Annotated in this window: 20 protein-coding genes; 7 read left to right on the forward strand and 13 right to left on the reverse strand. The window is 41.9% G+C overall.

All coding sequences use genetic code 11. The features are described from left to right. Nucleotides 1-185: 185 nt before the first annotated feature. Nucleotides 186-1,889 carry a capsule assembly Wzi family protein gene (locus tag J6I44_RS00665; RefSeq protein ID WP_265764000.1) on the forward strand — a complete coding sequence of 568 codons (1,704 nt, stop codon included), beginning with the start codon at nt 186-188 and terminating at the stop codon, nt 1,887-1,889. A gap of 629 nt (nt 1,890-2,518) precedes the next feature. Here J6I44_RS00665 and J6I44_RS00670 read toward each other — a convergent pair. Then, on the reverse strand, nt 2,519-3,388 hold the full coding sequence (locus J6I44_RS00670; protein WP_265764001.1) for a DUF4382 domain-containing protein: 870 nt from the start codon (nt 3,386-3,388) through the stop codon (nt 2,519-2,521). 224 nt (nt 3,389-3,612) lie between these two features. Here J6I44_RS00670 and J6I44_RS00675 point away from each other — a divergent pair, with 224 nt between their 5' ends. Then, complete coding sequence (locus J6I44_RS00675; RefSeq protein ID WP_265764002.1) at nt 3,613-4,158, forward strand: D-glycero-alpha-D-manno-heptose-1,7-bisphosphate 7-phosphatase; 546 nt, start codon at nt 3,613-3,615, stop codon at nt 4,156-4,158. 223 nt (nt 4,159-4,381) lie between these two features. On the opposite strand, the gene J6I44_RS00680 is transcribed toward J6I44_RS00675, so the two are convergent. From J6I44_RS00680 to J6I44_RS00690, 3 genes are all read right to left on the reverse strand, one after another. Beyond that, complete coding sequence (locus J6I44_RS00680; protein ID WP_265764003.1) at nt 4,382-5,332, reverse strand: flagellin; 951 nt, start codon at nt 5,330-5,332, stop codon at nt 4,382-4,384. 433 nt (nt 5,333-5,765) lie between these two features. Continuing rightward, a complete protein-coding gene (locus J6I44_RS00685; protein WP_265764004.1) occupies nt 5,766-6,725 on the reverse strand; it encodes a flagellin in 960 nt (319 codons plus the stop codon). Between the two features lie 677 nt (nt 6,726-7,402). Further along, the gene (locus J6I44_RS00690) at nt 7,403-11,830 is read right to left on the reverse strand and encodes an FkbM family methyltransferase (RefSeq protein ID WP_265764005.1); all 4,428 of its coding nucleotides are present in this window, start codon (nt 11,828-11,830) and stop codon (nt 7,403-7,405) included. Between the two features lie 602 nt (nt 11,831-12,432). Between J6I44_RS00690 and J6I44_RS00695 the strand changes: the two genes are divergently transcribed. From J6I44_RS00695 to J6I44_RS00715, 5 genes are all read left to right on the forward strand, one after another. Then, the gene (locus J6I44_RS00695; RefSeq protein ID WP_265764006.1) at nt 12,433-12,753 is read left to right on the forward strand and encodes a flagellar export chaperone FliS; all 321 of its coding nucleotides are present in this window, start codon (nt 12,433-12,435) and stop codon (nt 12,751-12,753) included. A gap of 45 nt (nt 12,754-12,798) precedes the next feature. Continuing rightward, a complete protein-coding gene (fliD, locus tag J6I44_RS00700; RefSeq protein ID WP_265764007.1) occupies nt 12,799-14,208 on the forward strand; it encodes a flagellar filament capping protein FliD in 1,410 nt (469 codons plus the stop codon). Nucleotide 14,209: 1 nt separating this feature from the next. After that, nucleotides 14,210-14,554: a hypothetical protein gene (locus J6I44_RS00705; protein ID WP_265764008.1), complete on the forward strand. Its 345-nt coding sequence runs from the start codon at nt 14,210-14,212 to the stop codon at nt 14,552-14,554. A gap of 40 nt (nt 14,555-14,594) precedes the next feature. Further along, entirely contained in the window at nt 14,595-14,945 is a 351-nt protein-coding gene (locus tag J6I44_RS00710) for a hypothetical protein (RefSeq protein ID WP_265764009.1), read from the forward strand. A gap of 370 nt (nt 14,946-15,315) precedes the next feature. Next, nucleotides 15,316-16,743 carry a sigma-54-dependent transcriptional regulator gene (locus J6I44_RS00715; RefSeq protein ID WP_265764010.1) on the forward strand — a complete coding sequence of 476 codons (1,428 nt, stop codon included), beginning with the start codon at nt 15,316-15,318 and terminating at the stop codon, nt 16,741-16,743. A 100-nt stretch (nt 16,744-16,843) separates the two neighbouring features. Here the strand turns inward: J6I44_RS00715 and J6I44_RS00720 are convergent, their stop codons facing one another. From J6I44_RS00720 to flgG, 9 genes are all read right to left on the reverse strand, one after another. Then, complete coding sequence (locus J6I44_RS00720) at nt 16,844-18,196, reverse strand: tetratricopeptide repeat protein (RefSeq protein WP_265764011.1); 1,353 nt, start codon at nt 18,194-18,196, stop codon at nt 16,844-16,846. Between the two features lie 177 nt (nt 18,197-18,373). Further along, nucleotides 18,374-19,258, reverse strand: coding sequence for a flagellar hook-associated protein FlgL (flgL, locus tag J6I44_RS00725; RefSeq protein ID WP_265764012.1), 885 nt, complete (start codon nt 19,256-19,258; stop codon nt 18,374-18,376). Nucleotides 19,259-19,261: 3 nt separating this feature from the next. Further along, a complete protein-coding gene (gene flgK, locus J6I44_RS00730) occupies nt 19,262-20,632 on the reverse strand; it encodes a flagellar hook-associated protein FlgK (protein WP_265764013.1) in 1,371 nt (456 codons plus the stop codon). Between the two features lie 2 nt (nt 20,633-20,634). Next, nucleotides 20,635-21,138 (reverse strand): hypothetical protein, encoded by a 504-nt coding sequence (locus J6I44_RS00735; RefSeq protein WP_265764014.1) that lies wholly within the window; start codon nt 21,136-21,138, stop codon nt 20,635-20,637. A gap of 42 nt (nt 21,139-21,180) precedes the next feature. Continuing rightward, complete coding sequence (locus J6I44_RS00740; protein ID WP_265764015.1) at nt 21,181-21,465, reverse strand: hypothetical protein; 285 nt, start codon at nt 21,463-21,465, stop codon at nt 21,181-21,183. A 45-nt stretch (nt 21,466-21,510) separates the two neighbouring features. Beyond that, a complete protein-coding gene (flgI, locus tag J6I44_RS00745; RefSeq protein WP_265764016.1) occupies nt 21,511-22,638 on the reverse strand; it encodes a flagellar basal body P-ring protein FlgI in 1,128 nt (375 codons plus the stop codon). A 30-nt stretch (nt 22,639-22,668) separates the two neighbouring features. Beyond that, a complete protein-coding gene (locus J6I44_RS00750) occupies nt 22,669-23,292 on the reverse strand; it encodes a flagellar basal body L-ring protein FlgH (RefSeq protein WP_265764017.1) in 624 nt (207 codons plus the stop codon). Then, nucleotides 23,274-23,996 (reverse strand): flagellar basal body P-ring formation chaperone FlgA, encoded by a 723-nt coding sequence (gene flgA, locus J6I44_RS00755; RefSeq protein ID WP_265764018.1) that lies wholly within the window; start codon nt 23,994-23,996, stop codon nt 23,274-23,276. The genes J6I44_RS00750 and flgA overlap by 19 nt, the downstream gene beginning before the upstream one ends. A gap of 12 nt (nt 23,997-24,008) precedes the next feature. After that, nucleotides 24,009-24,806, reverse strand: coding sequence for a flagellar basal-body rod protein FlgG (gene flgG / locus J6I44_RS00760; RefSeq protein WP_265764019.1), 798 nt, complete (start codon nt 24,804-24,806; stop codon nt 24,009-24,011). Between the last annotated feature and the right edge of the window lie 18 nt (nt 24,807-24,824).

Consider the following 24,824-nt stretch of genomic DNA (forward strand, 5'->3'; position numbering starts at 1 on the left):
TCGTTTGGTGTTTTTAGAAAAAGAATGTAGGGAATGATAAGTACGAACTCAATTCTTTTAAAAGAAAAATATCGTTGGTTTTAATCTCTCAAAATTATTCTCATAGCTCCAAAGGTGGAACAAAAAACGTCAAATCTGCCTATAACCCGTACCCTTTTTATAAAATTGTTACCCTCGATATTTCCATGCTTGCCAAAATTATTGACGCCCCATTGCCGAAGCTTACCCACAAGTCGATTCCTGTTGTAATTATTGCTGCTATTTCGATCTGTTTTTGCTCTTTATCCCAAAGCTATGGACAACGACTGAATGTTAACGATCCCTATCTCGATTATCTTGACATACTCACAATCGAAGGAAGTTTCTCTCCTCCCCACGGGATATTTTCATTTTCCAATGCCGACCATTCGCTCTACCAAAGAATCGATACTCTAAAAGGCCATCCCTGGGCAGACCTATCATTGGCTTTGCCTAAACCAATTATAGAAATGGGCAAGCTTCGTGTTACCCCACATAACCCAACGTTCCGAATGTACTGGCAATCATTGGAACCAGGTGGACAACATGATGGACCGGTCTGGCAGGGCCGAGGATTTACTAATGATATTTCCGGCGGGCTATTTATCCGATACGGTATTCTATCAGCGGCATTTCGCCCACACTTGATGTTTAATCAGAATCGGAGCTTCACTCTTTCTCCCTATCAGAATATAGCAGAAAAATCAGCATATGCTTATCCCTTAGATCGAATAGATTGGCCGCAACGCTTTGGAGATGGTACGTTCTGGACCGCCGACTGGGGCAACTCTTATATCCGGGCAGATTACCGGGGATGGGCGGCTGGTATTTCCAATGAACAAATGCGATGGGGACCTGCAAGGCACAACGCCATATTGATGGATAGTAATGCCCCGGGATTCCGCCACTTTTTCCTTGGCACTTCCAATCCAAAAGATATTTACATTGGATACCTAAAGGCGAAGATACTATGGGGTAAACTGCATGAATCAAATTATTTCGATTCGAACCCAACTAATGATGAACGTTATATAAGCGGACTCACCTTATCCATAAATCCCAAACCGGTACCGGGACTTACTCTCGGTGTTAACAGAATCTTTTATAAGTCGATCCCACCTGAAGGCATTCCGCCCGGTGATCTGCTTAAAATTTTTGAGTCGTTTACCAAAATTAATCTTACCAAAGACACTAATTTGGGCGGGAATGACCTCTCGGATCAGCTGGTATCCCTTTTTGGACGCTGGACATTCCCTAAGAGTGGTTTTGAAATTTATGGAGAGTGGGCTCGAACAGACCACAGTTGGAACTGGCGGGACTTCATCGTTGAACCCGGACACAGTCGAGGCTATACAATAGGCTTAGAAAAAACATTTAACTTAGATAATCGACAAATCTTGTCCGTGAATGCCGAATTAACCCAGCTTGAAACAACCAGGACAGGAGAATTCAGACCTAACCCGCCTTTTTACGTACATAGTTTTGCTAACCAGGGATATACTAACCGTGGGCAACTACTGGGAGCCGCCATAGGTCCGGGTGGTAACAGTCAATATATTGGAAGCTCTCTATTTTTTGACAAAGGCAAGATTAAAATATTTGCGCAGCGGGCCACACTGAATAATGACTTTCTGTATGCATCTGATGACATGCTTAACGAAAACCTGCAAAGCCCCGACAATCCGAAATACCTGTTACACAATACAGAACTACGCTTTGGCGCTTCTCTTCTGTATTTCTACAAACAGTTTGAGACTGATATTGGCTTTGTTTATCGCAGAGAGATGAATGATGACTACATCTATAAAAATGATTTAAACCATTTGGGGATCAATCTATCTCTACGCTACCACCTTCCGAAACAAAACTAAAAAGAAAGGTATTGAGTGGCTCAGGTTCCACGCAGAAACTATGAATTTAGGCTTCCTAATGGTCTGTATACCTCCAAATATACTTAGCTAAGGTGTTTTTACGGTTGAAAAGTAATAATGGATGATAGATTCAATTATGGCAACTAACACACCCTTCGAATTCTCGGAGCAGGCTCTTAATAAGGCTGTCCCCAAAAGCCCAAACTGGGGAATTGGTGCCAAAATAATTAAGGTATATAAATCTCCCTAAACCCTCTTCTCCAAAGCCTGCCCCGACCACTGTCGGGGAGGTACTTTAAAGCACCCTGAGCGATATCGTAATCTAAGAGTTCCTCCTTGCGTGTCCCGAGCCATTCGGGGGAGAAGGAGGACAGGAGGATTGACCGATCGATTGAACCATAGGCTTTATTTGCTTAGGAATCTGATATGTTGACTATGACTTTTAGGACAGCCTCAGACGAATTCTCCCCTCCTCGGGAAGGGTGAAGAGGTGGGGGCTATACATGCCAAGAATGCTGTCCAGAATCGTTTAACCTGACTGGTAAACGGGTTTAGCTAATATAAAAAAGCCCCAGCTCATTGATACATGAACTGGGGCTTATGCTTTTTATATATGGACCAAAAATTGCTTAGTTATTCTCGCCCAGCATGATTTCACCCACATTCGTTTCCGTGTCATCCTCTACAAGGACTCCATTAACTTCTCCTTCCAAGTACTCATCACTCCCAGGCTGGACAGACAAGTCATACAACCCTTCTTCCAGCCCTCGCAATAAAAAGCTTCCTAATGTATCGACTTGGGTTGAAGTTACAGTATCCCCATCCATAATGGCAAAAACATAGGACTCCGAATCTGCTGGTAACACCGTACCTGCAACAGAACCAACATCCGACTCTTCACCATCTTCAACAAATGCCTTCAATACGGGCTTGAGTATATATTTGCCACTTCTACCAGCTTTATGCACAGAACGCGCAGCATCAAAGTCGACAATCAGGTCCAGCTCTTCGCCCGATTCAAGATCCGTTTTAAACTTTATTTTATAGCCAGATTGTTGCCCACTGGGTACTTTCAATGTGTGAGTATTGCCATCAATAACGACCGTATTGTCTTTGCCCAGTATCAGCCTTAATTCTTTATAATGGCCAGGGTCCAAGTCCGCAGAAGATAGCAATTCCTCTACTCCATTAGTCAAATCAAGTAAATTTATAACCTTAGGATCTACGGGCAGATCAATCCATTTACCGTCCTTTTCATCCGCTTCTACGGTATCGCTGTCGAACGGAGTATAATGGATCCGCAACCCTTGAACGTCAACATTGACCTCCTCATAGTCTCCCGGCGCATCTGTTAGATACACATTTAGATGACCTTTCGGATTTTGTGGTCCATCCATGTTGATATCATCGCAGGAGATTGCTAAAAAGCTTATCAGTCCTAATACAAAAAGACTCTGGAAAAATCGTTGAGATATAATTGTTATTTTAGATTTATTCATAATGCCCTTCCAAAAAATTTAGAGATAAAATATTATTGTTGTAGCCGCATTATTTTTATACTCGGGATACCTGATTTGTTCCGGGATATATTAGAATTATTTAATGAATGTTAAATTTTGTAGTACTCCCATCCACCTTCTCAGCATTTAAACCTTATCTTTTTGATACTTAACCCAATGAGCCTTTTGGGGATAGCAAATTATTGAAACAAACTTTTGTAGACATGAATAAAGCTTTTTTCTTAGATCGCGACGGTACCATCAATGTGGATTATAATTTTGTTCATACCCCGGAAGAGTGGACGTGGTGCGACGGAGCGATAGAAGCCTTACAATGGATGCAAGCAGAAAACTTTAAAATTATCGTCGTTACTAATCAATCGGGAATTGCTCGCGGGCGATATACCAAAGATCATGTACAGTCTTTACACCAATGGGTGGATCAAGAATTACACGCCCATAAGGTGACTATCGATGGCTGGTATTATGCCCCGCACCATCCAGAGCATGACACCGACGGCCTGTATGCCCCGGAAGACCGCAAGCCCGGCATCGGAATGTTTGAGAAGGCCGCCCAAAAGCACCAAATTGATTTCAGCCAGTCTTATATGGCCGGAGATAAGATCACAGACCTAAAACCAGCCATTACCCTGGGCATGCAGCCCTTTTTCATTCGCTCACGGCATGAACCCAAGCAGGATAAATCCTGGCTTCAAGAGCATGGGCTATCTACTTACGACAATATCAAAGAGGTGGTAGAGACTCTGTGAACCACTGCACGGCGAGGACCTAATTCTCATCCAGCTTCTGGGTTGAAGTCGGACGAATGAGAGAGGCAGAGAATTTTCAATCACCGAATGACGAATCCAGATGCCCAATGAAGATAGAAGCTGAAATAAAATCAGCTGCCTGTTAAAATAAAAAAGCCACGCTACCCAATGGTAGCATGGCTTTATAAGCTTTCGGTTTGTAACCGAAATGTCTACGTACCTATTAGCCGATGAATCCGAGCACCGACTGCGGTCCGTTATTGGCCTGCGCCAGTGCTGAGGTCGCCGTCTGCTGCAAGATCTGCAGTCGTACAGATTCACTTTGTGCCTTCGCAAAGTCCGTGTCCATGATACGAGACTTCGCTGATTCATTCGCACTGATCGACTCCGAAAGCGTCTGCTCTCGTACCGACAGTGACGACTGCGTAATACCAATGTCATTTACGTTATTCGACATTGTCGTTATTGCATCGTCAACATTACTAATAAAACGACGATATGCTGTAGCGTCGGCAACAGTATTATTAAAGTTCAATGATCCGCCAGCTGTTGATGAAGCAGCGCCTACAGTAATTGCCGATGTAGCATTACTATTAGTAATATCTGTTCCAGAACCAAACAATGCATCAACATTCACGGCATTAATCGTGGCCGTAATGGTATCTTCTGCTCGTTCTCCCACTTGAAACTCAAGACTCAATGAACCAGTTTTTGTGGCAGCAGCTGAAGTATTATGACCTCCATTCAACAGCTCGTAATCCTGATAGACCGTCTGATCAGCAATCTTATTGATATCATTTCCAAGGGCTTCAATCTGATCTCCGATAAATCCCCGCTCTTCATCGCCCAGTGTATCGTTGGCTGCCTGTGTGGCCAAGCCTTTCATTTCTACCAGGTTATCCATCACCGTTCCATAACTGGATTCGGTAATATCGAGCACCGACTTTGCATCACCGACGTTCTGCATTGCCTGGTTGAGCCCGCCAACGCGACTGCGCAGCTTCGTTGCAATCGAAAACCCAGCAGAATCGTCTTCGGCACGGTTAATCCGCTTACCGGTAGACATCTTCATCTGGTTCTCGGCCATCTGCTTGTTTACCTGGTTCAGCGACAGCTGGGAGTCCAGGGACTGTATGTTTGTATTTACTCTGTTTAAATCTCCAAAACTTGCCATAATGTATTCTTTTTTTGTTGCAAATAAATTGTTGACTACCTGCGTCTGTAGTGGTTATCGTTGCCCGGCAGCCGTTCTTAAATATTTTTTTAATTTTCTTTTGGAGCCAAAGATCTACACTGATTATTACTGACACACATCCCACCTTACCGAAAATACTATTGAACATAATTGAAGGTGCTGTCAAAATCATCTATCAGAATTGGTTTATAAAAGTAGAGCGAGATTTATCTCACTTACTCAAAATAAATTTCGAGCTACCACCTTGCTGTAGTCTTGATACCTAATCATAAACTATTCCGTAAAATTCTGCTCTACCCGTATCATCAGTCTTCTATTATTCCCCTAACATAAAAAAGCCACACTACCCTGAAGGTAGCATGGCTTTGTATTCCTTCTCTGGCTATAGGCCAGAATATCTTGGCTGCTATAATTATCCGCCAATAAATCCGAGTACCGACTGTGGACCGTTATTGGCCTGTGCCAGTGCCGAGGTCGCCGTCTGCTGCAAGATCTGCAGGCGGACCGACTCACTTTGGGCCTTTGCAAAGTCGGTATCCATAATACGAGACTTCGCCGATTCGTTGGCACTTACCGATTCCGAAAGCGTCTGCTCACGTACCGACAGCGATGACTGGGTAATACCAATATCGTTTACGTTATTCGACATTTCCGTGATCGCACTGTCTACTGCACCAATAAAGGAACGATAATCTGCAGAAGTAGCATTAGTATTATTAATATTTAATGCCCCCCCATTATCAGTTGCCGCAGTTGCCGCAGAAATTGCAGTTCCAGAAGCATTTGTAATAGAAAGATTGCCTCCTGCTGTATTAAATAATGCATCAACATTCACGGCATTAATCGTGGCCGTAATGGTATCTTCTGCTCGTTCTCCCACTTGAAACTCAAGACTCAACGAACCCACTTTTGAATTTGCAGAAGTAGCATTATGATCGCCATTCAACAGCTCATAGTCTTGGTACACCGTCTGGTCGGCAATATTGTTAATATCTTCGCCCAGGGCTTCCAGCTGATCCCCGATAAATCCCCGCTCTTCATCTCCCAGCGTATCGTTGGCTGCCTGTGTGGCCAAACCTTTCATTTCCACCAGGTTATCCATAATCGTACCATAGCTGGACTCGGTAATATCGAGCACCGACTTTGCATCACCGACGTTCTGCATTGCCTGGTTGAGCCCGCCAACGCGACTGCGCAGCTTCGTTGCAATCGAAAACCCAGCAGAATCGTCTTCGGCACGGTTAATCCGCTTACCGGTAGACATCTTCATCTGGTTCTCGGCCATCTGCTTGTTTACCTGGTTCAGCGACAGCTGGGAGTCCAGGGACTGTATGTTTGTATTTACTCTGTTTAAATCTCCAAAACTTGCCATAATGTATTCTTTTTTTGTTGCAAATAAATTGTTGACTACCTGCGTCTGTAGTGGTTATCGTTGCCCGGCAGCCGTTCTTAAATATTTTTTTAATTTTCTTTTGGAGCCAAAGATCTACACAGATTACAGCTGATAAATAAGCAGTCATTGCTCAGGTAGGAGACTTATCGACCGACGTAATCTCCTTGACATAGCTCGCAAGTGCACCGAAATGCCACACTTCGCTCAATACATTCGTTCGTTGCAATGACGGGTATTGCCCCCCCCATTAACTCTATAGCAATGCCCCAGGGCTATTATACTAATTATTCTGAACCAGCTTTTTAAAAAGCGCTACACAACCAAGGTCTCATACTTTTCTACGGCCTCTTCACTAAGGAGCTTAGACATCGCGAACAGTGGCTTTGTAATTTTCAAAAGTTAGTACTCAAGTTAACCTGTTTTCTAATTCATAGCTTAGGAATTAATTCCGTACCATCTTTTAGCTAATCTTGAAGTTTCGGCCTATGAGTAAAATAGAACTATTAGCTACTCCCAAATGGCTTTTTGACCTGTCTTTACGGCCTTGATAACCGGGATAACGAAACCCCTGTCGATCAAGGGCTTCATCATTTGTAAAAAATGTTTCCTGAATAGAGGTTGTGCCGATTTTATAAGAACCGATATGTAAATGCAATTTATTCACTGAGTAGCTGTTTATTAATATACTTTACTGTTCCTACTCCCCCTAAACCGGGTACTTCGGCATCATAAATGCAAAAGTCATCCAACAACTCATCAATATCACGACGATCTTCCTCTGAATGATACTCAAGCATTATTATTTTTGTATCTACTAATAATTCTTCCATCCCCTTAAGAATAGGTATTTCTGCCCCTTCCGTATCAATTTTTAGCACATCGATTCCTTTTATTCCTTTCTCTTTCAATGCTTCACTGGCCTTCTTTACTTCAACATTGACTTCATTTGCCCCGGGAACTTTGTGAGATGTAGTTGTCGCACCCGTATTATATGGATGCTGAAATAATGTGAGTTCACCCTCACTTTCACCTAAAGCACAAAACTCTGTTGTTACCCTCGCTATATTTTCAGTATTAGCTTTAAGCATGGATCTAACCAATGGATTCGGCTCAAAACAATATATATCAGCCAATTGGTTCCACTGCCTTGCATAAAGAGCAAAAGCCCCAATATTCGCTCCGATATCAACAATCACTGCGTTATCTTGCAATCCATAATTTCCCGGCAATGAATATTCATGATCATCAAAAATATTCCGCAACCGAAACAGCTCTTTCTCAGGAATTCTAAATTTGGTGGTTCTTCCACCACCTAAATAGTCATAATTTAATGATACTTCAATAACTTGAGAAGGCGTATTATCTTCAGCATTTACTGTTTCTCCTTTGGTAATGCCTTTTTGTTCTTCTGCTATTCTATTCCAAAACCATCCATTTCTTCCTTTCCAATTTATTTTGGAAATTCCATCTTTTTCACCATTCAATCGTTTTATAAGGAGTATTCTCTTCTCAACTTTATTCAAAATTTCAGGATTATCTTCCAAGGCCTTTAACATTTGCTGCTCCTCTTTACTACTTTCATGAGTAGTATCATTTTTTAGCATTATCCATGCCTCCACCACCCGCACCGTCAACCAATTTGGAAATGTAGTTTTAACAACGGTTTGGTCTTGCTCGGGTAGTGGCGGCAAAAATGGAAGTTGTACAGAAATATCTTTTCCTGAATTAACTGTTTCCATCAGCTGCTTCATCATTTCCATAGCCTGTCTTTGCTTTCCCAGCTGACTCATTACACGTACGTAGGTCAGGGCAGCTGCAATACCAGCCTGTCCACTGTTGAACAACCCAATTAACTTTTGAGCAGCAGTAAGCATCATCGCTCCTTTGCGTGATCTTGATTTTGAATCCTTTTCTGAAATCTCTATTTGCTCAGCAGTACAAACCAAGTTCAGTGCTTTTATATATTCTTCATTAGTGCCAGCCAATACCTTGTCAGCCCATTCATCAATTTTATGTTCAGCCCAAGGCTGGCTTTCCAGCATCTGCTTCCATCTGTGTTGATCAGTGGCCTCTAAATTTACATCCTCATCAAAAATCCACCCGGCCTCTTTAAACTCTTGCACCCTGTCTTCAGCAATTGCAACCAAATTCATCCGGTAAGGATCGATGCCCGTTTCGGAGTCGTACTCAGCCAACACACCGGGACCGGGGATATACTCATACAATCTATAGTCCTGTTGTAAAAAATCTTCTTGTAGTTTGTCAAGACAACCTTCACTGTTCTCGGCAGAAGCAATCACTACAGGCTTAACCCCAGCCAACATTTCTGAAGCCCCTTTCAATACATCAGCCTCCATACCGTTAACATCAACCTTAATCATTTCCACTTCTGGTTGACCCGCAAAATTCCACCAGCCATCAAGCGTGGTTACACTAATTTTTTGCTCTCCCTCTTTACTCACCTGGTTCAGCTCCGGCGACTCTCCTTCCTTAAAAGAAAGGCTCCCTGTCTTAGAAGACACCCCACGACCAATAACCTCCAATTGGCTTAATTTGTTTTCCAGCTTACTTTTCTCCAGGTAACTCCGACTTCTGGCTGAAGGTTCAAAGGCAGTAATCATACCCTTTTTCCCTACTGCTTTTGCCATGGATAAAGCATAACCACCAAAACAGGCCCCTACATCCAAAGCATACATCCCCGGCTGCAAATACGACTGCACAAAATCCAGCTCAGGCTCAAACCATTCCTCTTTTTCCAAAAAGACATACGTTGATAATACCTCCAAGTCTGCTGGTACAATAATTGAGAGGTCGCCTTTTATTTCTATCGTATGCTGTTCCTCCTCTTTATCTGTTTCTGCTGCGAAAGAATGAACCTTGTTTTCTTCCCCACCACTATCCTGTTCTGGCGTTAAAAGAGGCATTTCTTCTGGCCCATCAGTTAACGCCTTTACTTTCGCTGGGGTTAGAGGTTCAATATTGATTTTTTGCTGCCAGTTATTAGTATCATTTTTATGCCCTTCAACCCATTGCTTCCACATTTCTCGAAAGGCAACTGACAAATGAGCTCCAAAACGTTTTCCATCACAAACGGGAGAATTACGTATTTTCTTTCTTAGTTGTTTCCGTTCTTGTGCTAACCTCTTACAATCTTGAGCTAAAGCGACCGTTTTTTCAATATATTCATCCCAATTATCTGCGACCCAATTACCTAAGCCAGCATTCATTAAATGAGTTGCGGAATGGCGACCCGCAAAAGTAGGGCCCGGCATCGTTATGACCGGCACCCCCATATAAAGGGCTTCGCAGGTCGTGAGACCACCTGAGTAGGGCCAGGGATCAAGGGCAATATCAATTTTATTATATTCATTTAAGTGATTGGTATGTGAGGTTTGCCCTTCAAATAGTAATCGCTCTTTTTCTATACCCTGATCTGCAAACATGTTGATTACCCTCTCCCGAAAAGAAGCCGTATCATATTGTTTGCTTTTTAAGTAGAGCTTACTGTTTCCAACTCTTAACATGGCTTTGGCCCACTGTTCAATAATCTTTTCATTCACTTTCGTTGGATTATTGAAACAGCCAAAAGTAATGTAGTCATTCTCCAACACAGGTAAATCACCAACCTCAGGAGCATAACCTGGCGGGGTAAAAACAATATAATCATCAGGCATACGTACTAACTTTTCAGTATAGTATTGGTCCTCTCCTTCGGGGCTTTCAAACCTATCGGTAATCAGGTAGTCAAAAGCCTCGATACCGGTCGTATTAAAAAGTCCACCAACCCACTTTACAATAATAGGAGCTGGTTCTCCAGCCATAACATCAAAACTGCTGTGGCTTGCATGCCCAGATAAATCAACCAGAATATCTATTTCATCATCTCTGATGATCTCTTCCACTACTTTTGAATCATAACCTACAATAGAACGCCACACATCTATATTTTTATGAATACGTCGAGTTACGAAATCAAATTTATTATCTGCCGTATAACCATAAAGTTCAAACCTCCCAGAGGACAACTGCTCTAAAGCCCCCACTATCATAAAACCAACCGGATGACGCTTAAAGCTTCCTGAAACAAACCCGACCTTTAATTTCTTATTCTTAGATTTGTTTGAAGGCACAGACCTTCCATTCTGATTAAACTTTTTAAACCTTTCTCCTAACCTAACATGTTCTTCAAAAATGTATTCCCTTTCATTTTGGGGATTATAATGTAGTCCCATGAGGTAGTTTGAAATGGGATTCGTATGGTCAGGCAGCAGTTCAATAGCATGCCTGTAATTTTTTTCCGATTCATCAAACCGCCCCACCTCTTGTAAACAAATGGCATAGTTTACGTATAATAATCCATTCTCCGCTCCATCCCGGACCAACTCTTCATATATAGAAATAGCCCTATCATAATCTCCTTTTCCTTTACAAATTTCTGCTAATGCTACATCCGCTGCCGTACTACTGCCATATTTTTCTTTAGCTTCATTGATTAGCTCTTCTGCCTTCTCAAGCCTTCTTGTATCTTTGTAAACATCTGCCTTTCCCAAAAAAGCCTTGCAATGATCCTCATCCACTTCTAAGGCATAGTCAAATAATTTGTGAGCCTGCTTAAAGTCTCCTAAATCCTTATAAATATTTCCGATATGATATGCTACATCCGCATTTTTGGGATCTAACTTGTTAACTTTTTTATAACAACGTAATGCCTCCTCAAGTTTTGCTTGTTCCCGATAAACTTTTGCCAGATTTAGCCAAGCCTCTAAAAAACTGGACTTCATTGATACAGCTTCCTGACCATATTTTTCTGCTTCATTATATTTGCCAAGATTATAATAGTTTACAGAAAGCATATGATACGTCTCAGGCTGATCCGAATCATAATTTACTGCCTCAGCTAAATGATTGGCTGAACTTTCATGCTCGCCTTTGAGTGACAAAGCAATACCCATCATATGATGGGGCAACCATGCAAACTCCTTTTGGATTTGGTCACTATCTAAGGTCGGCTTCAATTCAGCAATCGCCTGATCCGGCTTTTGCCACTCTAAATATTTTTGGGCTTGCTTGATCTTTTTCTGCAAGGTTTGTTGCGTTCGTTGACATTTTATTGCTGTCCTGCACTTTTTATCAGAACAAATAAAATGCCACAGGCTGATTCTTAGGAGATATGCTATTTAAAAAGAGATTGACCGCTTTACCCTCTTTCGATCAACGGAAATTATTTCTTTTGAAGGGAATATTTGGCGGTTGGAAAGCATCTATACCTTTCTTCTATTATTTTTGTCCATCTCCCCTGTGCCTTTGCTCCATTCTATTGCTGGAACGAGTCAAATATGTAACAATATACTGTCAACAGTATGCAAATTTTTAGCCGACAACAAGTTCGGTATACCTCCGTACCTCCATCATACCAACTCCTACAAATTACGGAGCAGGTACGGAGAAGACACGGAGGAGGTAGGACGATGGTATCGATAAAACACGATCCAAAAAGCAGCTTATTGTCATGGAGATCAAAATGCTTATCGCTGGAGAATGATTCATCCAAATTTGGCACATTATTTGAATAAATGTGTGATAGGGAGATGATTAGAAAGGTCTAATCTTAGTGTCCTTAAGTAATTTCTGTTTTGGCCGATAATACCAGATAGGCAAGACTAAATTTTATCGAAATAACAAAGCTATGCAGAATCCACAACAGGTTTATCAGCAACAAGCGGTCATGAATGCATCGCCGCTGCAGCTGGTCGTAAAATTATATGACCTTCTGCTACAGGCGACCTACCGTAAAGATCAAAACCGAGTACGCGAAGTGTTAAATACACTTACCGAAAGCCTTAATTTTGATCACGAACCTGCCGAAGAGCTTTTTCAACTTTACCAGTATTGCCAGGATTTAGCCCGCGATGAAAACTATGAGGAGATTCGTGAAGTGCTGGAACCCTTGCGTGATGCCTGGGAACAAGCGGCCAAAGGGAAAACCGGAGAGCAGGCAGCCGGCTAATTATAGAATATAGAATACTGACCAAATTATTGATAAGGTAACACTATGAATTCTATTAGTAACCTAATACAATCATCAAACCCCTATTCACAATTTGTTGATCAGCTGGTACTGCTCGAAAGTCAAAAAAAGTTCCGGCTTGAAGATCAGCAAAGTCAACTGAATGATAAGCAATCTGCCCTAAGTAAAGTTAGTTCTGTCATTTCTGATTTTACTTCTCAGGTTGATGAATTAACCAGTAATACATCCGATAGCTTCAACCCGCTTACCTCTTCTTCCAGTAATGAAGAGGCCATTCGAGTGGATTCCATATCAGGGTTAAAAGATCCCAATACCTATGATATATCGGTAAGCCGCAAAGCCAGTAAAGATATCATGCTCTCGAATGTGATGGATGGTACGGCTACCAACCTCGCGGGCAGCGGAGATGGATCTGTAGACATTACGATTGGGGATAAGACAGAAACCATATCCATTTCAGCCACTAATGGGGACGGCACAGACAAAACGAATAAAGAAATTTTAGAATCGTTTTCCACCGCTATCAATGATATGCTGGGAGAAGAGTCTGACAGCGATGTTTTTGAAATAGATAATGATGGAAATGTTCAACTATCAGTAAAGAGTGCCCAAACCGGTTATGATGAGCGTGTGCAATTTGCCAATGCCACTGGAGCTTTGACTGATATCACTAACAACATGGGTCACAAAGTTGTGGATGACGGCGGCACGCTAAATGATCTTGATGCTGAATTTACGGTTGATGGCATCACCTTTACTCGCGGGGAAAATACGGTAGATGATGCAATATCAGGGATGACTTTTTCACTTCTGGGCTCTACAACAGAGCAAGAACAGATCACTATTGATAAAGATGTTGAAACGGCTGACAGTAATATTGATGATTTCATTAGCAAATTCAATGAAATGAACAAACAGATCCGCCAGCAAACTTTTATTAATGGCGAAACGGGGAATAAGGGTCCGTTGCAAGATATGCGTTCTATTCGCAACCTGACCATTAATTTGCGCCAAACGGCACTTACTGATATGGCTTCTGCCGGAGCTGATGAATTCAACAACCTTTCTGAAATTGGTATTGGGTTTGAAAACAATGGAAATATGAAGGTGGAAGATTCCGAATTACTAAAAGAGGCCTTGACAGAAAGGCCAAATGAGGTAAAAAACCTGTTTACCAATGATGATTCACCGGTCACCAAGATGTATGAACGAGCTAATACATTTACCGAAACGGGCGGTACTATTTCATCACTGGAAAGTGGACTGGACCAAAAAATAGATTTTCTTGGTAATCGTATAGAATCAGAGAGTAAATACCTGGAAAAGTATGAAGAACGCCAGCGCGAAACGTTTGCCGAAATTTATCAAATGCAACAAGAAGGCCAGCGCCAACTTAACGCCGTAATGAGTCAACAATCTTCGTTAGGACTGTAATATGAATGCAATTGCCAATCAGCTTTTGAAGCTGATAAAAGTAAATAGAAAAATCATAAACCAGTTTCATAAAGATGAAGCTGATGTAGCACTGTTACAGAAACGGTTCAATGAACGAGGAAGACATGTTACAAAGCTGGCTTCGGTAACGGAAGTTTATGATGCATCTTCGTTATCAAACAGTCAAAAAAAACGCCTGACATCACTATTTGAACGATTTGAAGATCAACAACGTAGTATTCAAGAAGCCCTTGATTATATTTTAGAGAAATCAAAAGAGCGACTTGACGATGCCATAAAAAAGAATAAAGCCGAAAAGAGCTATAAACAAGTTTTAAAACGGTAGAACAATTTATACTTTTTTATAAAATTCTCACTATAAGACTATGGATATCAATAAACTAAACAATATAGGTGGTAGTAACGTAAATAGAACCAATGAATCCACGCAGGGTGAAGCTTCTGAAAAAAACTCGAATGCTTCGGTAGATACACCTGTTGATAAAGTTTCCTTAAGGGATTACCCCTTTCGAAATAATGATCAACTTTTTGCTAAACTCGAACTGGAAAAGCTCAACCAATCTTCATCACAACAGTTTAAGAAAATGAAAGGCCAGGTATCTGCCTATCTGGAGGCTTCCGATAATCCAGATGCTGATGTTCAACAAACAGAGTTGGGGCAAAAATTAAATGATCCGTCCGTCTGGGGCAATATCGCTAATAAAATAATTAAGTAATTTATATTTCATCAGACATCCATAGACCTTTTACAAAAATTGCTTCTCAAGATATTGACGAACAATTCTATTCTTCGACCTCCTTTTAAGCTGTTACAAAAACCTCTACCGTACAAACAAATCAGGAAATTGACCTTTTCTTAAAGTGTTCAATAGTTCAAAAAAGTACTTCCCTTCTACAGATCTCATACGTACAGTAATCACCTTGCTTTTAAGCTTTCTGAATTTACGATAACCGCGTAATATTGTTGAAGTTTTCGACAAAAAAGCTTTTTATATTCGTGTAATATATTGGGTCAAAAAATACCCTTATTAAATCCATTCAAATATATTTACCCCAACGAAGTAAACCATCATCAAAAACATATTTATGAAAGAGCGTGTTGTAATAGTTGAAGATGATAAGATGCTGCTCGAATTTTTAGTCGAAAATTTGGGCATGAATGGCTACGAGGTTGAAGCTTTTGAATCACCAATTAAGTGCATTGACTATCTCAAAGATAATGAAGCTCACGTGGTGCTCACCGATGTTAAAATGGATGATATGACCGGAGATGAGGTATTAGCTCATGTGAGAAAAAATTATCCTGACACGGGTGTCATCATGATGACCAGTTTCGGCAATATCACGCACGCTGTACACGCTTTGCAAAAGGGAGCTTTTGACTATGTTACCAAGCCTTTTAAGGCTAAAGAAATTACGTATCGGATTAATCGGTTTTTTGAAGCAGATAATATCGACTTCAATAGAAAACAAAAAATCCAACCCCTTTCAGAGGATCATCAAGGCGAAAGAAAACAGTCTGTTGACTCAAAAAATAGTGGCAACATTGTCCAACCCACTGACAAAAAATTTATTGGACAAGCTACCGAAATAAAAAAACTGATGGAAATTCTTCCACAAATTGCTGAAAGTACTGCTCCTGTGATGATTCAAGGAGAAAGTGGAACTGGGAAAGAAGTATTCGCCAACCTGATCCATCAAAACAGCAACCGATCTGATCAACCCTATGTCAAAATAAACTGTGCCAACTTGCCTAAAGAGTTGGTTGAAAGCACCCTTTTTGGCCATGTTAAAGGAGCATTTACAGGAGCTATCTCAGACAAAATTGGAGCTTTTGAAAAAGCCAACGGTGGTACTATTTTGCTGGATGAGATTACAGAGATTAACATCAATATACAGGCCAAACTGCTCCGTGTACTGCAAGAAAATGAGTTTCATCGCGTAGGTAGCCAAGAAGCCATTGAAAGTGATGTCCGCGTACTGGCTACTTCCAATCGGAATATTGCCGATGCTATTGCCGACGAGGAATTCCGTGAAGATCTCTATTATCGTCTCAATGTCTTTCCGATATCCATTCCTCCACTCCGTGAGCGTAAAGAGGATATTCCATTGCTCGTTAATTATTTTGTGAATCGATATACTGAACAGTATGGGATGGAAGCGAAGGAAGTATCCGATAATCTGATGGAGCACCTGGTCAATAAAAAATGGCAGGGGAACGTTCGTGAGCTGGAAAACAAGATCCACCGAGGCGTCATTTTATCAACGGATAAAGATACTATTACTCTTGATCATATTGAGAACAATCTCTTTTCTAAAGTGGACCTTGAAGTGAGTAAAGAAGTTCTCTCCGACCTACCTTTGATGTCAATTGAGGACATGGAGCTTCAGCTTATCAAAAAAGCCCTGGAGCATACGCAAGGCAATCAAAAAGAGGCTGCTAAAATTTTGGGCATTACAGATCGAACCATCCGTAACAAAATTAAAAAAGCCCAGGCCAACGAAGTACAATAATAGATTGGGCAAATAGTGCAACATAAAACAGCTACCTGGGAGTGTCTGTTCCTGACAACTGTTTTTATCAGAACAATATTTCTCTCCTGAATGCTGAAATCTAAATAATATTTGCGACCATTTTTTTTGCTTGTTCCAACCTGTTCGTTTTGGTGAGCGATACTATAAGCTTGCGCTTATATACCTGGTCCCCGGGGTGTGCATCATATAGCTTTTTATAAACAGTAGAGACATAACCATACCAATTCTGTGTCATAAAAAGAGTCATCACTTCATCAATTTCTTCCCTTATACCTTCCTCCATCTCATTCGGCGGCAACTGGTCTCCAAACATCTGTTCAAACAGATATGTCGACCGCTCAAAATCATCTAACTCAATGGAAAGCATCAAGGCTTTTTCCAGCATCGCTCGATCGCTGTTTCCACGTTTAAACGTAAAGAGCTTATCAAAATACTCGTTAGCTTTGGCACGGCGACCAGCTTTGAGTGCTACATTAGCCAGGTTTACAAAGGTCTTTTCTTCATCAATTTTTCGGTCAAAACTGGCTCCAGAAAATAGCGCCAGTCGATCGTAATATTGCTTAAGTACCTCAAAGGCTCGTTGCCACTGTTTACGCAATTCGTGGATACGAAACTGTATCAGATAGGGTAATCGCTGCAATGATTCGGCTTCGAGCGACTGCGTACATAGTGATAATGCCCTTTCCCACTTATGCTGCTCCGCCAAGCAGCTGGCCAACCCATTTACGGCCGCCAATCGATCAAAGGGCAAGAGTTTCTCTTGTTTCAGCAACTGACGAAACTGAGCGGAGGCCCGCACATACTTTTTTGCTTTCAGGTATCTATTTCCCTGTACCAGGTATAGCTTGGGAGCCTGTTTTTTCAACGAAAGTTCTTCTTCGATATCAATATGTGAATATAGACTTGTGTCTCGTTCAATAATAATTGGCTTGCTACTCAAATTGATCTTGTTAGAACGCACAAACTCCGTAGCATCTGCTAACTGATGGCCTTGGAAAATATGCCCCTCATCCATCGATACGTTTACCAAGCGCATCTGATAGTAATGATGCGTGGTACTGTTCCTTTGAATATTGATAATAGCCGGAGCCCACTCTGTTTTATCTAAACTCTGCGCATTCGGAAAACTGCTGAACTGAAGCTGTTCATCATCCTCTAAAAAAAGTGCCCAAGAACCAGTAACCTTTTCGGTGATAGTATTCCATACTTTTGAACGACTACTTTCAGCGTCATATTGATACCACCGTACCCCCTCCGGCAAGCTTTGAGGAGCTTCTCCCTTTCCCGCAACAATCAACTCAGAAAAATATCCTTGCCACTGCCGAAGCTTCTTGGTGTTATAAAATGCTGAATCAGAAAGAAAAAGTACGCCTGTTAGCCAATCTGACCTTGTATTCTCTCCATCTGATATTGATGAGATCCCCGATTCCATAATAACCTCTTTATTTTGTGCAAAAACTCTGTTTTTATTTGAATATTGTTCTCAATCCCATATTTAATCCTGTAACAGGTTGCCGATGATGTTGAAGATTAATCATTCTAAACGGAGGCTTTGCCAAACCCTCTAAACGAAACAAACAGCTCTTGGGAAGCCCGAAGAATTCTTTGATTATATGTAGTTCAATAATGTGTTTTCAAACATTTTGCTGTGTACGGCCATCGCCGATTCGTAGGCCACCTGGGTACGCTGCATATCAGAAAAAGCTTGAGCATAGTCGGTATCTACCAGCTCACTAACATCTGATTCTTGTGTAATCTTGGTCGATTCGTACTGTTCAAACATGAAATCCATGCGATTGATATTATCCCCCAGCTTGGAGGTTAAATCTGTTGTGTGGTTAATTACATCATCAGCATCAGTTAATAAGTTATTCAGCTGGCCATTGTTGTTATCGCGCAGGGCATTTTCTGTATCTTCAAGAAAGGTAAAGATATCTCCTGCGGGAGTATCAACAATTTCTTGGCCTGTAACACTGATGTCAATTTCTACACCATCACCCGCTACAACATGAGGGGCTTTATCATTACTATTATTGGTAACCCCAGTGCCCGTTTCATTAAAGGGTTTATTACCACTATTGGTCCCGGCAAACAGATATCGATCTCCATACTTAATATTTAAACTATCGACAATCTGACTGCGAATGCCTGCCACCTCATCAGCTAAACTTTCGCGTTCCTGGGCTCCTAAGGAATCCGAAGATCCTTTAACCATGGAGTTTTTAATTTTGATGAGATTATCAATCACCCCATCCATTGTATCCTGGGCAAGCCGTCCCTGCCGTAATCCACTGCTAATATTACTTTGGAACTGCTCCACTTTACTGAGGTCAGCTTCTAACACCCGACTACTTTGGAAATTAACGGGGCCCTGCGATGGAACACGAATTTCCTTTCCACTTGATAAATTTGACTGTATTTCAGCCATTTCGCTGCGGTTCTTATTTACATCCCGCATAAAATTATCGAAGATAATCTTTTGTGTAACGCGCATATATTACCTCACTATACTAATTAATGTGTCATACATTTCTTGAGCAGAACTCATCACTTTGGCGGCTCCCTGGTACGCATTTTGGAACTTCATCATGTTACTGAGCTCCTCATCAATATTAACCCCTGCCGTTTCTTCCTGCTGTGTTTTCAACATTTGAATTTCTGAATCTCGTGTACTCATCTTATTGGTAACCGCATCCAGATTTACCCCCGGCTCACTAATAGTACTAATGGTATAATTCGACAAGGTTTGATTCTGAGATGTTCCTCCAATCACTTTCTGGTTGCGCAAGCTGGCAATCGCTGAAGCAACCTCTCCATTTCCTGCTTCTCCATCAGTGTCAGATGCTGCAATATGCTTGGGGTTATCGATCAAGTCTTGGTTGATAGTAATACTTTCGGCCGTTGTACCTGCAGAATTGAAGAAATCACGCTGAATATTATCCTCCAGCCCATACCCACTGTTATGGATGTTATTGACCTCCGAAACAATGGTGGAAGCAATATTATCAAGACGTTTTTTCATTTCAGGGATACCTTCTTCATACATTTCAATCTCGGCTCCAATTTTACCGCTTTCGGGCTCTATGACGTGCCCATTTTCGAGCCGAAGACGAAACTTTTTATTCGCATCATCAACTTCAGAGGTAATGTTGTACGCCTTATTTTCGTCCACCACACTATGCCCATCGATCTGAATCTCCATAGCGCCGGTACTGGTTTTTCGGCTTTCAAAATCAACCAACTCCGATAGTTCGTTCATCTTAGCCACTCGCTTATCAAGGCTGGAAAAGTCAGGATTACCCTTCGCCTGGGCCTGCTTAATCGATCCATTGAGCTCATTAATATCGTTGAGCAGACTATTGATGGAGTCAAGCGTTTTGCCGGCAAAATTCTTAACAAGATCACTATTTTCATCCACATTCAAGCTCGTTGACCGCAACTTGCTCGTCAACTGTTGCGTTTCGCTAATTAAATTGTTGCGAACGCTTACATCCTGAGGATTACTTGCTAAATCAGCAAAATTATCAAACAGACTGCCTACCTGCGTATCCAAATCGTCTCCATAATCGGTAACCATCGATGCCTCTAACTTCTCATATACATCGGCTTTCTTTTGCAGGTAGCCCATGTCATGCTGTTTTTTATTCAGCAATTTATCATTGATATCATCCCGCAACCGGGTTACCTGCTCAATATTTACTCCCAGTCCTCCATGGTACTGATCCATCTGCATACCATCAGGCGTTTTCTCAACACGTTGACGGCTATAGCCCGGCGTGTCCGCATTAACAATATTGTTAGAAGTAACCGACATGGATCGCTGAGAGCCACGAAGGCCGCTCTTTGCTATTTCAAATAATGATTTCATATCTATGCTTCTTTATTAAGTGCTATTCCGGAAGAAATTTCCTCTTTTCTTCCACCGGCACTGTACCGTGTATTTTTATTATTGTGCAAACTGTAAATTGAGCGCATCAGCTGCATGTTCTTTTCGACCGCAAATTCCAGCAGGCTATTTAGTTTATCATGTTTCTTCCTAAGCCTTATCATCTGTTGCTCAAGATTCATTTGCCAACCAGAAATAGTATCGCCCTTATTGGGGTAGACTTCTTTAAGATTCTCAAGACGAACCTCTACATTACTGATGCCAGCATTGTTTAACATCATTCGCAGGTGTCCTACAAGCTTATGCTCTTGTTCCTTGAATACCTCTCTTAGCTGGGTGTAATCCTCAACGTTTTGTTCAATATCATCTCCATTGGATGAGACAACGGCCTCTACCTGTTTACTAATAACGTCCTGCAGAGCATCAGACAGTTTACTAAGACGATCAACAATTTGCCCCAACTCTGTAAAAGCTTCATTTGATTCCATACCTACCCTTCCTTACAGCATCTCATTATTAATTGATTGACATCACACTTTATGATATTTCGAGATCATATCAGCCATTCCTAATTTCCGTTGTTCTGCAATTTCTGTAGCAAGTGTCTCTGTGATATGATGCCGGTACATGCTATTGGCCCGTCCAGCAACACCATTTTTATCGCCCATTTTAAAAGAATCTTTAGTCATTTCATTAACCAGCTGCTTAGCAAACATTTTTTCAAACTGCATGGCAACTTCTTCCTTCTTTTCCAGAGCAATATTTTTCTTGTCCAGATCCACTGGCATTGATTCTACTATGCTACTGACATCCATAATTATCTTTCTTTATGAGATTATGCTTTTCAAGTTTATTTTATCCTACATCACAATGAGTTCGCCCTGCAAAGCACCAGCACGGTCAAGGGCCTGGAAAATTGAAATAATATCACGGGGACTAAGTCCCAACGAATCCAGTGCACCAGCCAGCTGTTGTACATTGGTATTCGGTTCCAAAACAATATTTTGAGCTGACTCCTCGCTAATCCCTACTTCTGGTACCGGCAGAGTCACGGTTTCTCCCCCACTAAATGCCGGAGGCTGACTTACAAAAGGCGTTACTTGTGTCCGCACCTGCACACTTCCGTGCGAAACCATCGCATCATCAATCGTGACGCCGCCGCCCGCTACAATGGTTCCAGTACGTTCGTTGATGACAACACGAGCCGGCTTCTCCAGCTCAACCTGTTGATCCATAATCGTGCTAACAAACAAATTCCTCATACCAGGCGCTTGGAATGCTTCCGGCCATTCTACCTGTACAATCCCAGGGTTGTATACGGTAGCTAATTCTTCATCAAAACTTTCGTTAATTGCTTCCACCACCTGTCGCGCATTTGTATATCCGGGTTGCGTTAAACTTAGCTGTAACGGTTGGTCAGCATTTAATTGAAAGTTATTATCATACTCTACAATACCACCACCGGGAATGGTAGCCGTAAGAGAGCTATTGCGAGAAAAGCGGGAACTTCCGATTTCTTCATTGATCCCACCGACCACCAATGGCCCTTGAGCCAATGCATAAATTTCTTTTGTTTCAGGATTTAAAAGCGGCGTTTCCAGCAAAACTCCTCCTTCAAGACTACTGGCATCCCCCATTGATGAAATAGTGACATCGATTTCACTGCCAGATGCGTGATAAGGTCCAATATCTGCAGTAACAATAACCGCGGCCACGTTCCGGGTTCGAAGACGCTCAGAATCAACATTAATACCAAAATTATCCAGCATATTGGCGATAGAGCGGACAGTAAATTGGGCCCCTCGTCTACTAATCGTTCGATCGCCGCTACGATCTAACCCTACAACCAATCCATATCCTACTACTTTGGTAGCATTGGCCCCTTTAACTTTTAACAATCGACTCAGTGGCGTTTGAGCTTCACTTTGGGTGGGAAACAGGACGGCCACCACAAACACTGCTATAAATATGTTTAATTGCTTCTTCATTGTTGTAATCTTCTGAAACCTCAATAGGTTCTATTTCATTGCTTTTAACACTGCTACCGCACTTAAACCAAGGCCCGCTACGGTTAATATTGCTCGTTTTAAAAATCCTTCTTTTTTTGTCACACCTTTTATACCTCCCTCCTTCTCATAATTAATCTGGGCATTGGCCAATCGGAACGAAAAGACTTCGTTCCGACCATTGATATCATTGGGACGAACCGTGCCGCTTAATTCAATTTGATGCTTTTCGCCATTTATTTCGGTCGTTCGTGATCCTTCGACAATAAGATTTCCTGAGGGTGATCTATCCGTAACTTCTACGCTCATATATCCCTCCAATAACTGTCCCTGATTCGTAGATACCTGTTCATCAGACTCATAATTTACTTCCGCGTCTGCTCCAAAAGTGGGCTTAAACGGCATAAAGTTCCCCCCCACTGATCCGCCCGCGCCGCTGCCTGCATTTGAAGAGTTTTGAGCATCGGCACTGGTACTCCCAGAAATATTTTCCTGTAAGATAACCGTCAAGACATCGCCCACCTGCATTGCTTTATTATCTTTATACAGTGAACGCTGTGCATAGGTGGTACTTGTGATTCCTGCGACCAATAATAATGCCACAGTGTATGTTCCAATCAAAGTGTATTTTTCCATAGAATTACTCCCGGACGAATAACTTCGCCCACATATTTTCGGTTGGTTTTGTTACAAAAAATCGTAATTCGATCTCCTTTCGCTCCATCCTCACGTGCTTCTCCAGATACCTGAACCTGTACCCCATTACGCTTAACAAAAACTTGTACCTCGTCTCCGGCCTTGATAATCAAATCTCTGCTCACATAAGACTTGCGGATGGGCTGTCCTGACAGTAGGGTCTGACGGAGTGTCTTGCCGATTAGCTCTTTGGTATCGGCATAATATGCGGCCCTATTTTTCAATATTGATACCCATTGCATAGCAAGATCGTCCGCTTTTAGCTTCGATCCTTTTCGGACCCGGCCAACAACAACAGGCAACTTTTGCTCAACCTTGACTTTAAGCTGAACTTCTACACGCTGACGATTGCCTCGATGGCTATATGTCACCTCAAAATTGGTGTATCTTCGCAGTTGTCCCAGTATCTGAATGTCAGTAATCTGAGCGGGAGATTGCCGTAAAAGCTGATCAGGAATCCATCGGGGTTGAATTTCGAACCGAACCTCACCATTTGCCAAACGCTGGGCTAACTTCTTTTGGGCCTGATCAAGAATAAACGATTTCATTTCGTCATCCTCGCCCCTATCTATGCCTGCCTGCAAAGGCAGCTCACCCAGGCTGACAAAAATAAGCAGAAAAAAAATAGTCGCACGTAATTTCAAGATAAGCCGTATTTATCGCTTAATAGAATTGGTTACTGACATCATATCTTCGGCTGATTGTACCATCTTCGAATTAGTCTCATATGCCCGCTGTGCTTCAATGAGCTGAACCATCTCGGTCACTACATCTACATTAGATCCTTCAAGGTATCCTTGCCGTACATTCCCAAACCCTTCGGCGCCGGGACGGTCTATAAAAGGCATTCCCGAAGCTTGGGTTTCGCTAAATAGGTTCCCACCCTCGGCATCAAGTCCGGCGGGATTAGAAAATCGAGCCAGCTCAATTTGCCCGAGCTCAATCTCACGATTATCACCGCCCATGAGAGCCGTTACCGTACCATCCTGCGAAACCTCCACGGCTTTTGCCTCCATAGGCACTTCAATCAATTCAGCAAGCGGCAACCCAGAGCTATTCACCAACATTCCAGTTGAGTCACGCGTAAAGTTTCCGTCCCGAGTATAACCAATTGAGCCATCCGGCTTTTCAACACGAAAAAATCCATCGCCGCTAATGGCCATATCCAGTGGATTACCCGTTTCCGAGATAGAGCCCTGGGTAAAATTCCGAATTGTTGAGACCGCCTGAGAACCGTGGCCAATCTGTAGACGTGGACTGTCATTTGACAACCTATTCGCCGCTCCACCAGACTTTGAAACGGCAATATCCTCATAAAACAGATCTTGGAAGGCGATATTACTCTTCTTAAATCCGGTTGTACTAACATTCGAGAGATTATTAGCAATATTGTCGACTGATTTCTGCTGAGCGCTCATTCCAAGCGAAGCAGTTGTTAAAGCTCTAAAAGGCATAGTGTTTATCTGTTTGTT

The organism is Fodinibius salsisoli, from assembly GCF_026229185.1.
GTDB classification, from domain to species: Bacteria; Bacteroidota; Rhodothermia; order Balneolales; family Balneolaceae; genus Fodinibius; species Fodinibius salsisoli.

What these genes read in the sequence shown, in the direction of transcription:
- J6I44_RS00670 (WP_265764001.1), bottom strand. Translation starts at nt 3,388, where the DNA reads ATGAATAAATCTAAAATAACAATTATATCTCAACGATTTTTCCAGAGT.
- flgI (WP_265764016.1), bottom strand. Translation starts at nt 22,638, where the DNA reads ATGAAGAAGCAATTAAACATATTTATAGCAGTGTTTGTGGTGGCCGTC.
- J6I44_RS00750 (WP_265764017.1), bottom strand. Translation starts at nt 23,292, where the DNA reads ATGGAAAAATACACTTTGATTGGAACATACACTGTGGCATTATTATTG.
- flgK (WP_265764013.1), bottom strand. Translation starts at nt 20,632, where the DNA reads ATGAAATCATTATTTGAAATAGCAAAGAGCGGCCTTCGTGGCTCTCAG.
- J6I44_RS00675 (WP_265764002.1), top strand. Translation starts at nt 3,613, where the DNA reads ATGAATAAAGCTTTTTTCTTAGATCGCGACGGTACCATCAATGTGGAT.
- J6I44_RS00740 (WP_265764015.1), bottom strand. Translation starts at nt 21,465, where the DNA reads ATGGATGTCAGTAGCATAGTAGAATCAATGCCAGTGGATCTGGACAAG.
- J6I44_RS00720 (WP_265764011.1), bottom strand. Translation starts at nt 18,196, where the DNA reads ATGGAATCGGGGATCTCATCAATATCAGATGGAGAGAATACAAGGTCA.
- J6I44_RS00705 (WP_265764008.1), top strand. Translation starts at nt 14,210, where the DNA reads ATGAATGCAATTGCCAATCAGCTTTTGAAGCTGATAAAAGTAAATAGA.
- J6I44_RS00715 (WP_265764010.1), top strand. Translation starts at nt 15,316, where the DNA reads ATGAAAGAGCGTGTTGTAATAGTTGAAGATGATAAGATGCTGCTCGAA.
- fliD (WP_265764007.1), top strand. Translation starts at nt 12,799, where the DNA reads ATGAATTCTATTAGTAACCTAATACAATCATCAAACCCCTATTCACAA.
- J6I44_RS00665 (WP_265764000.1), top strand. Translation starts at nt 186, where the DNA reads ATGCTTGCCAAAATTATTGACGCCCCATTGCCGAAGCTTACCCACAAG.
- flgL (WP_265764012.1), bottom strand. Translation starts at nt 19,258, where the DNA reads ATGCGCGTTACACAAAAGATTATCTTCGATAATTTTATGCGGGATGTA.
- J6I44_RS00695 (WP_265764006.1), top strand. Translation starts at nt 12,433, where the DNA reads ATGCAGAATCCACAACAGGTTTATCAGCAACAAGCGGTCATGAATGCA.
- J6I44_RS00735 (WP_265764014.1), bottom strand. Translation starts at nt 21,138, where the DNA reads ATGGAATCAAATGAAGCTTTTACAGAGTTGGGGCAAATTGTTGATCGT.
- J6I44_RS00685 (WP_265764004.1), bottom strand. Translation starts at nt 6,725, where the DNA reads ATGGCAAGTTTTGGAGATTTAAACAGAGTAAATACAAACATACAGTCC.
- flgG (WP_265764019.1), bottom strand. Translation starts at nt 24,806, where the DNA reads ATGCCTTTTAGAGCTTTAACAACTGCTTCGCTTGGAATGAGCGCTCAG.
- J6I44_RS00680 (WP_265764003.1), bottom strand. Translation starts at nt 5,332, where the DNA reads ATGGCAAGTTTTGGAGATTTAAACAGAGTAAATACAAACATACAGTCC.
- J6I44_RS00710 (WP_265764009.1), top strand. Translation starts at nt 14,595, where the DNA reads ATGGATATCAATAAACTAAACAATATAGGTGGTAGTAACGTAAATAGA.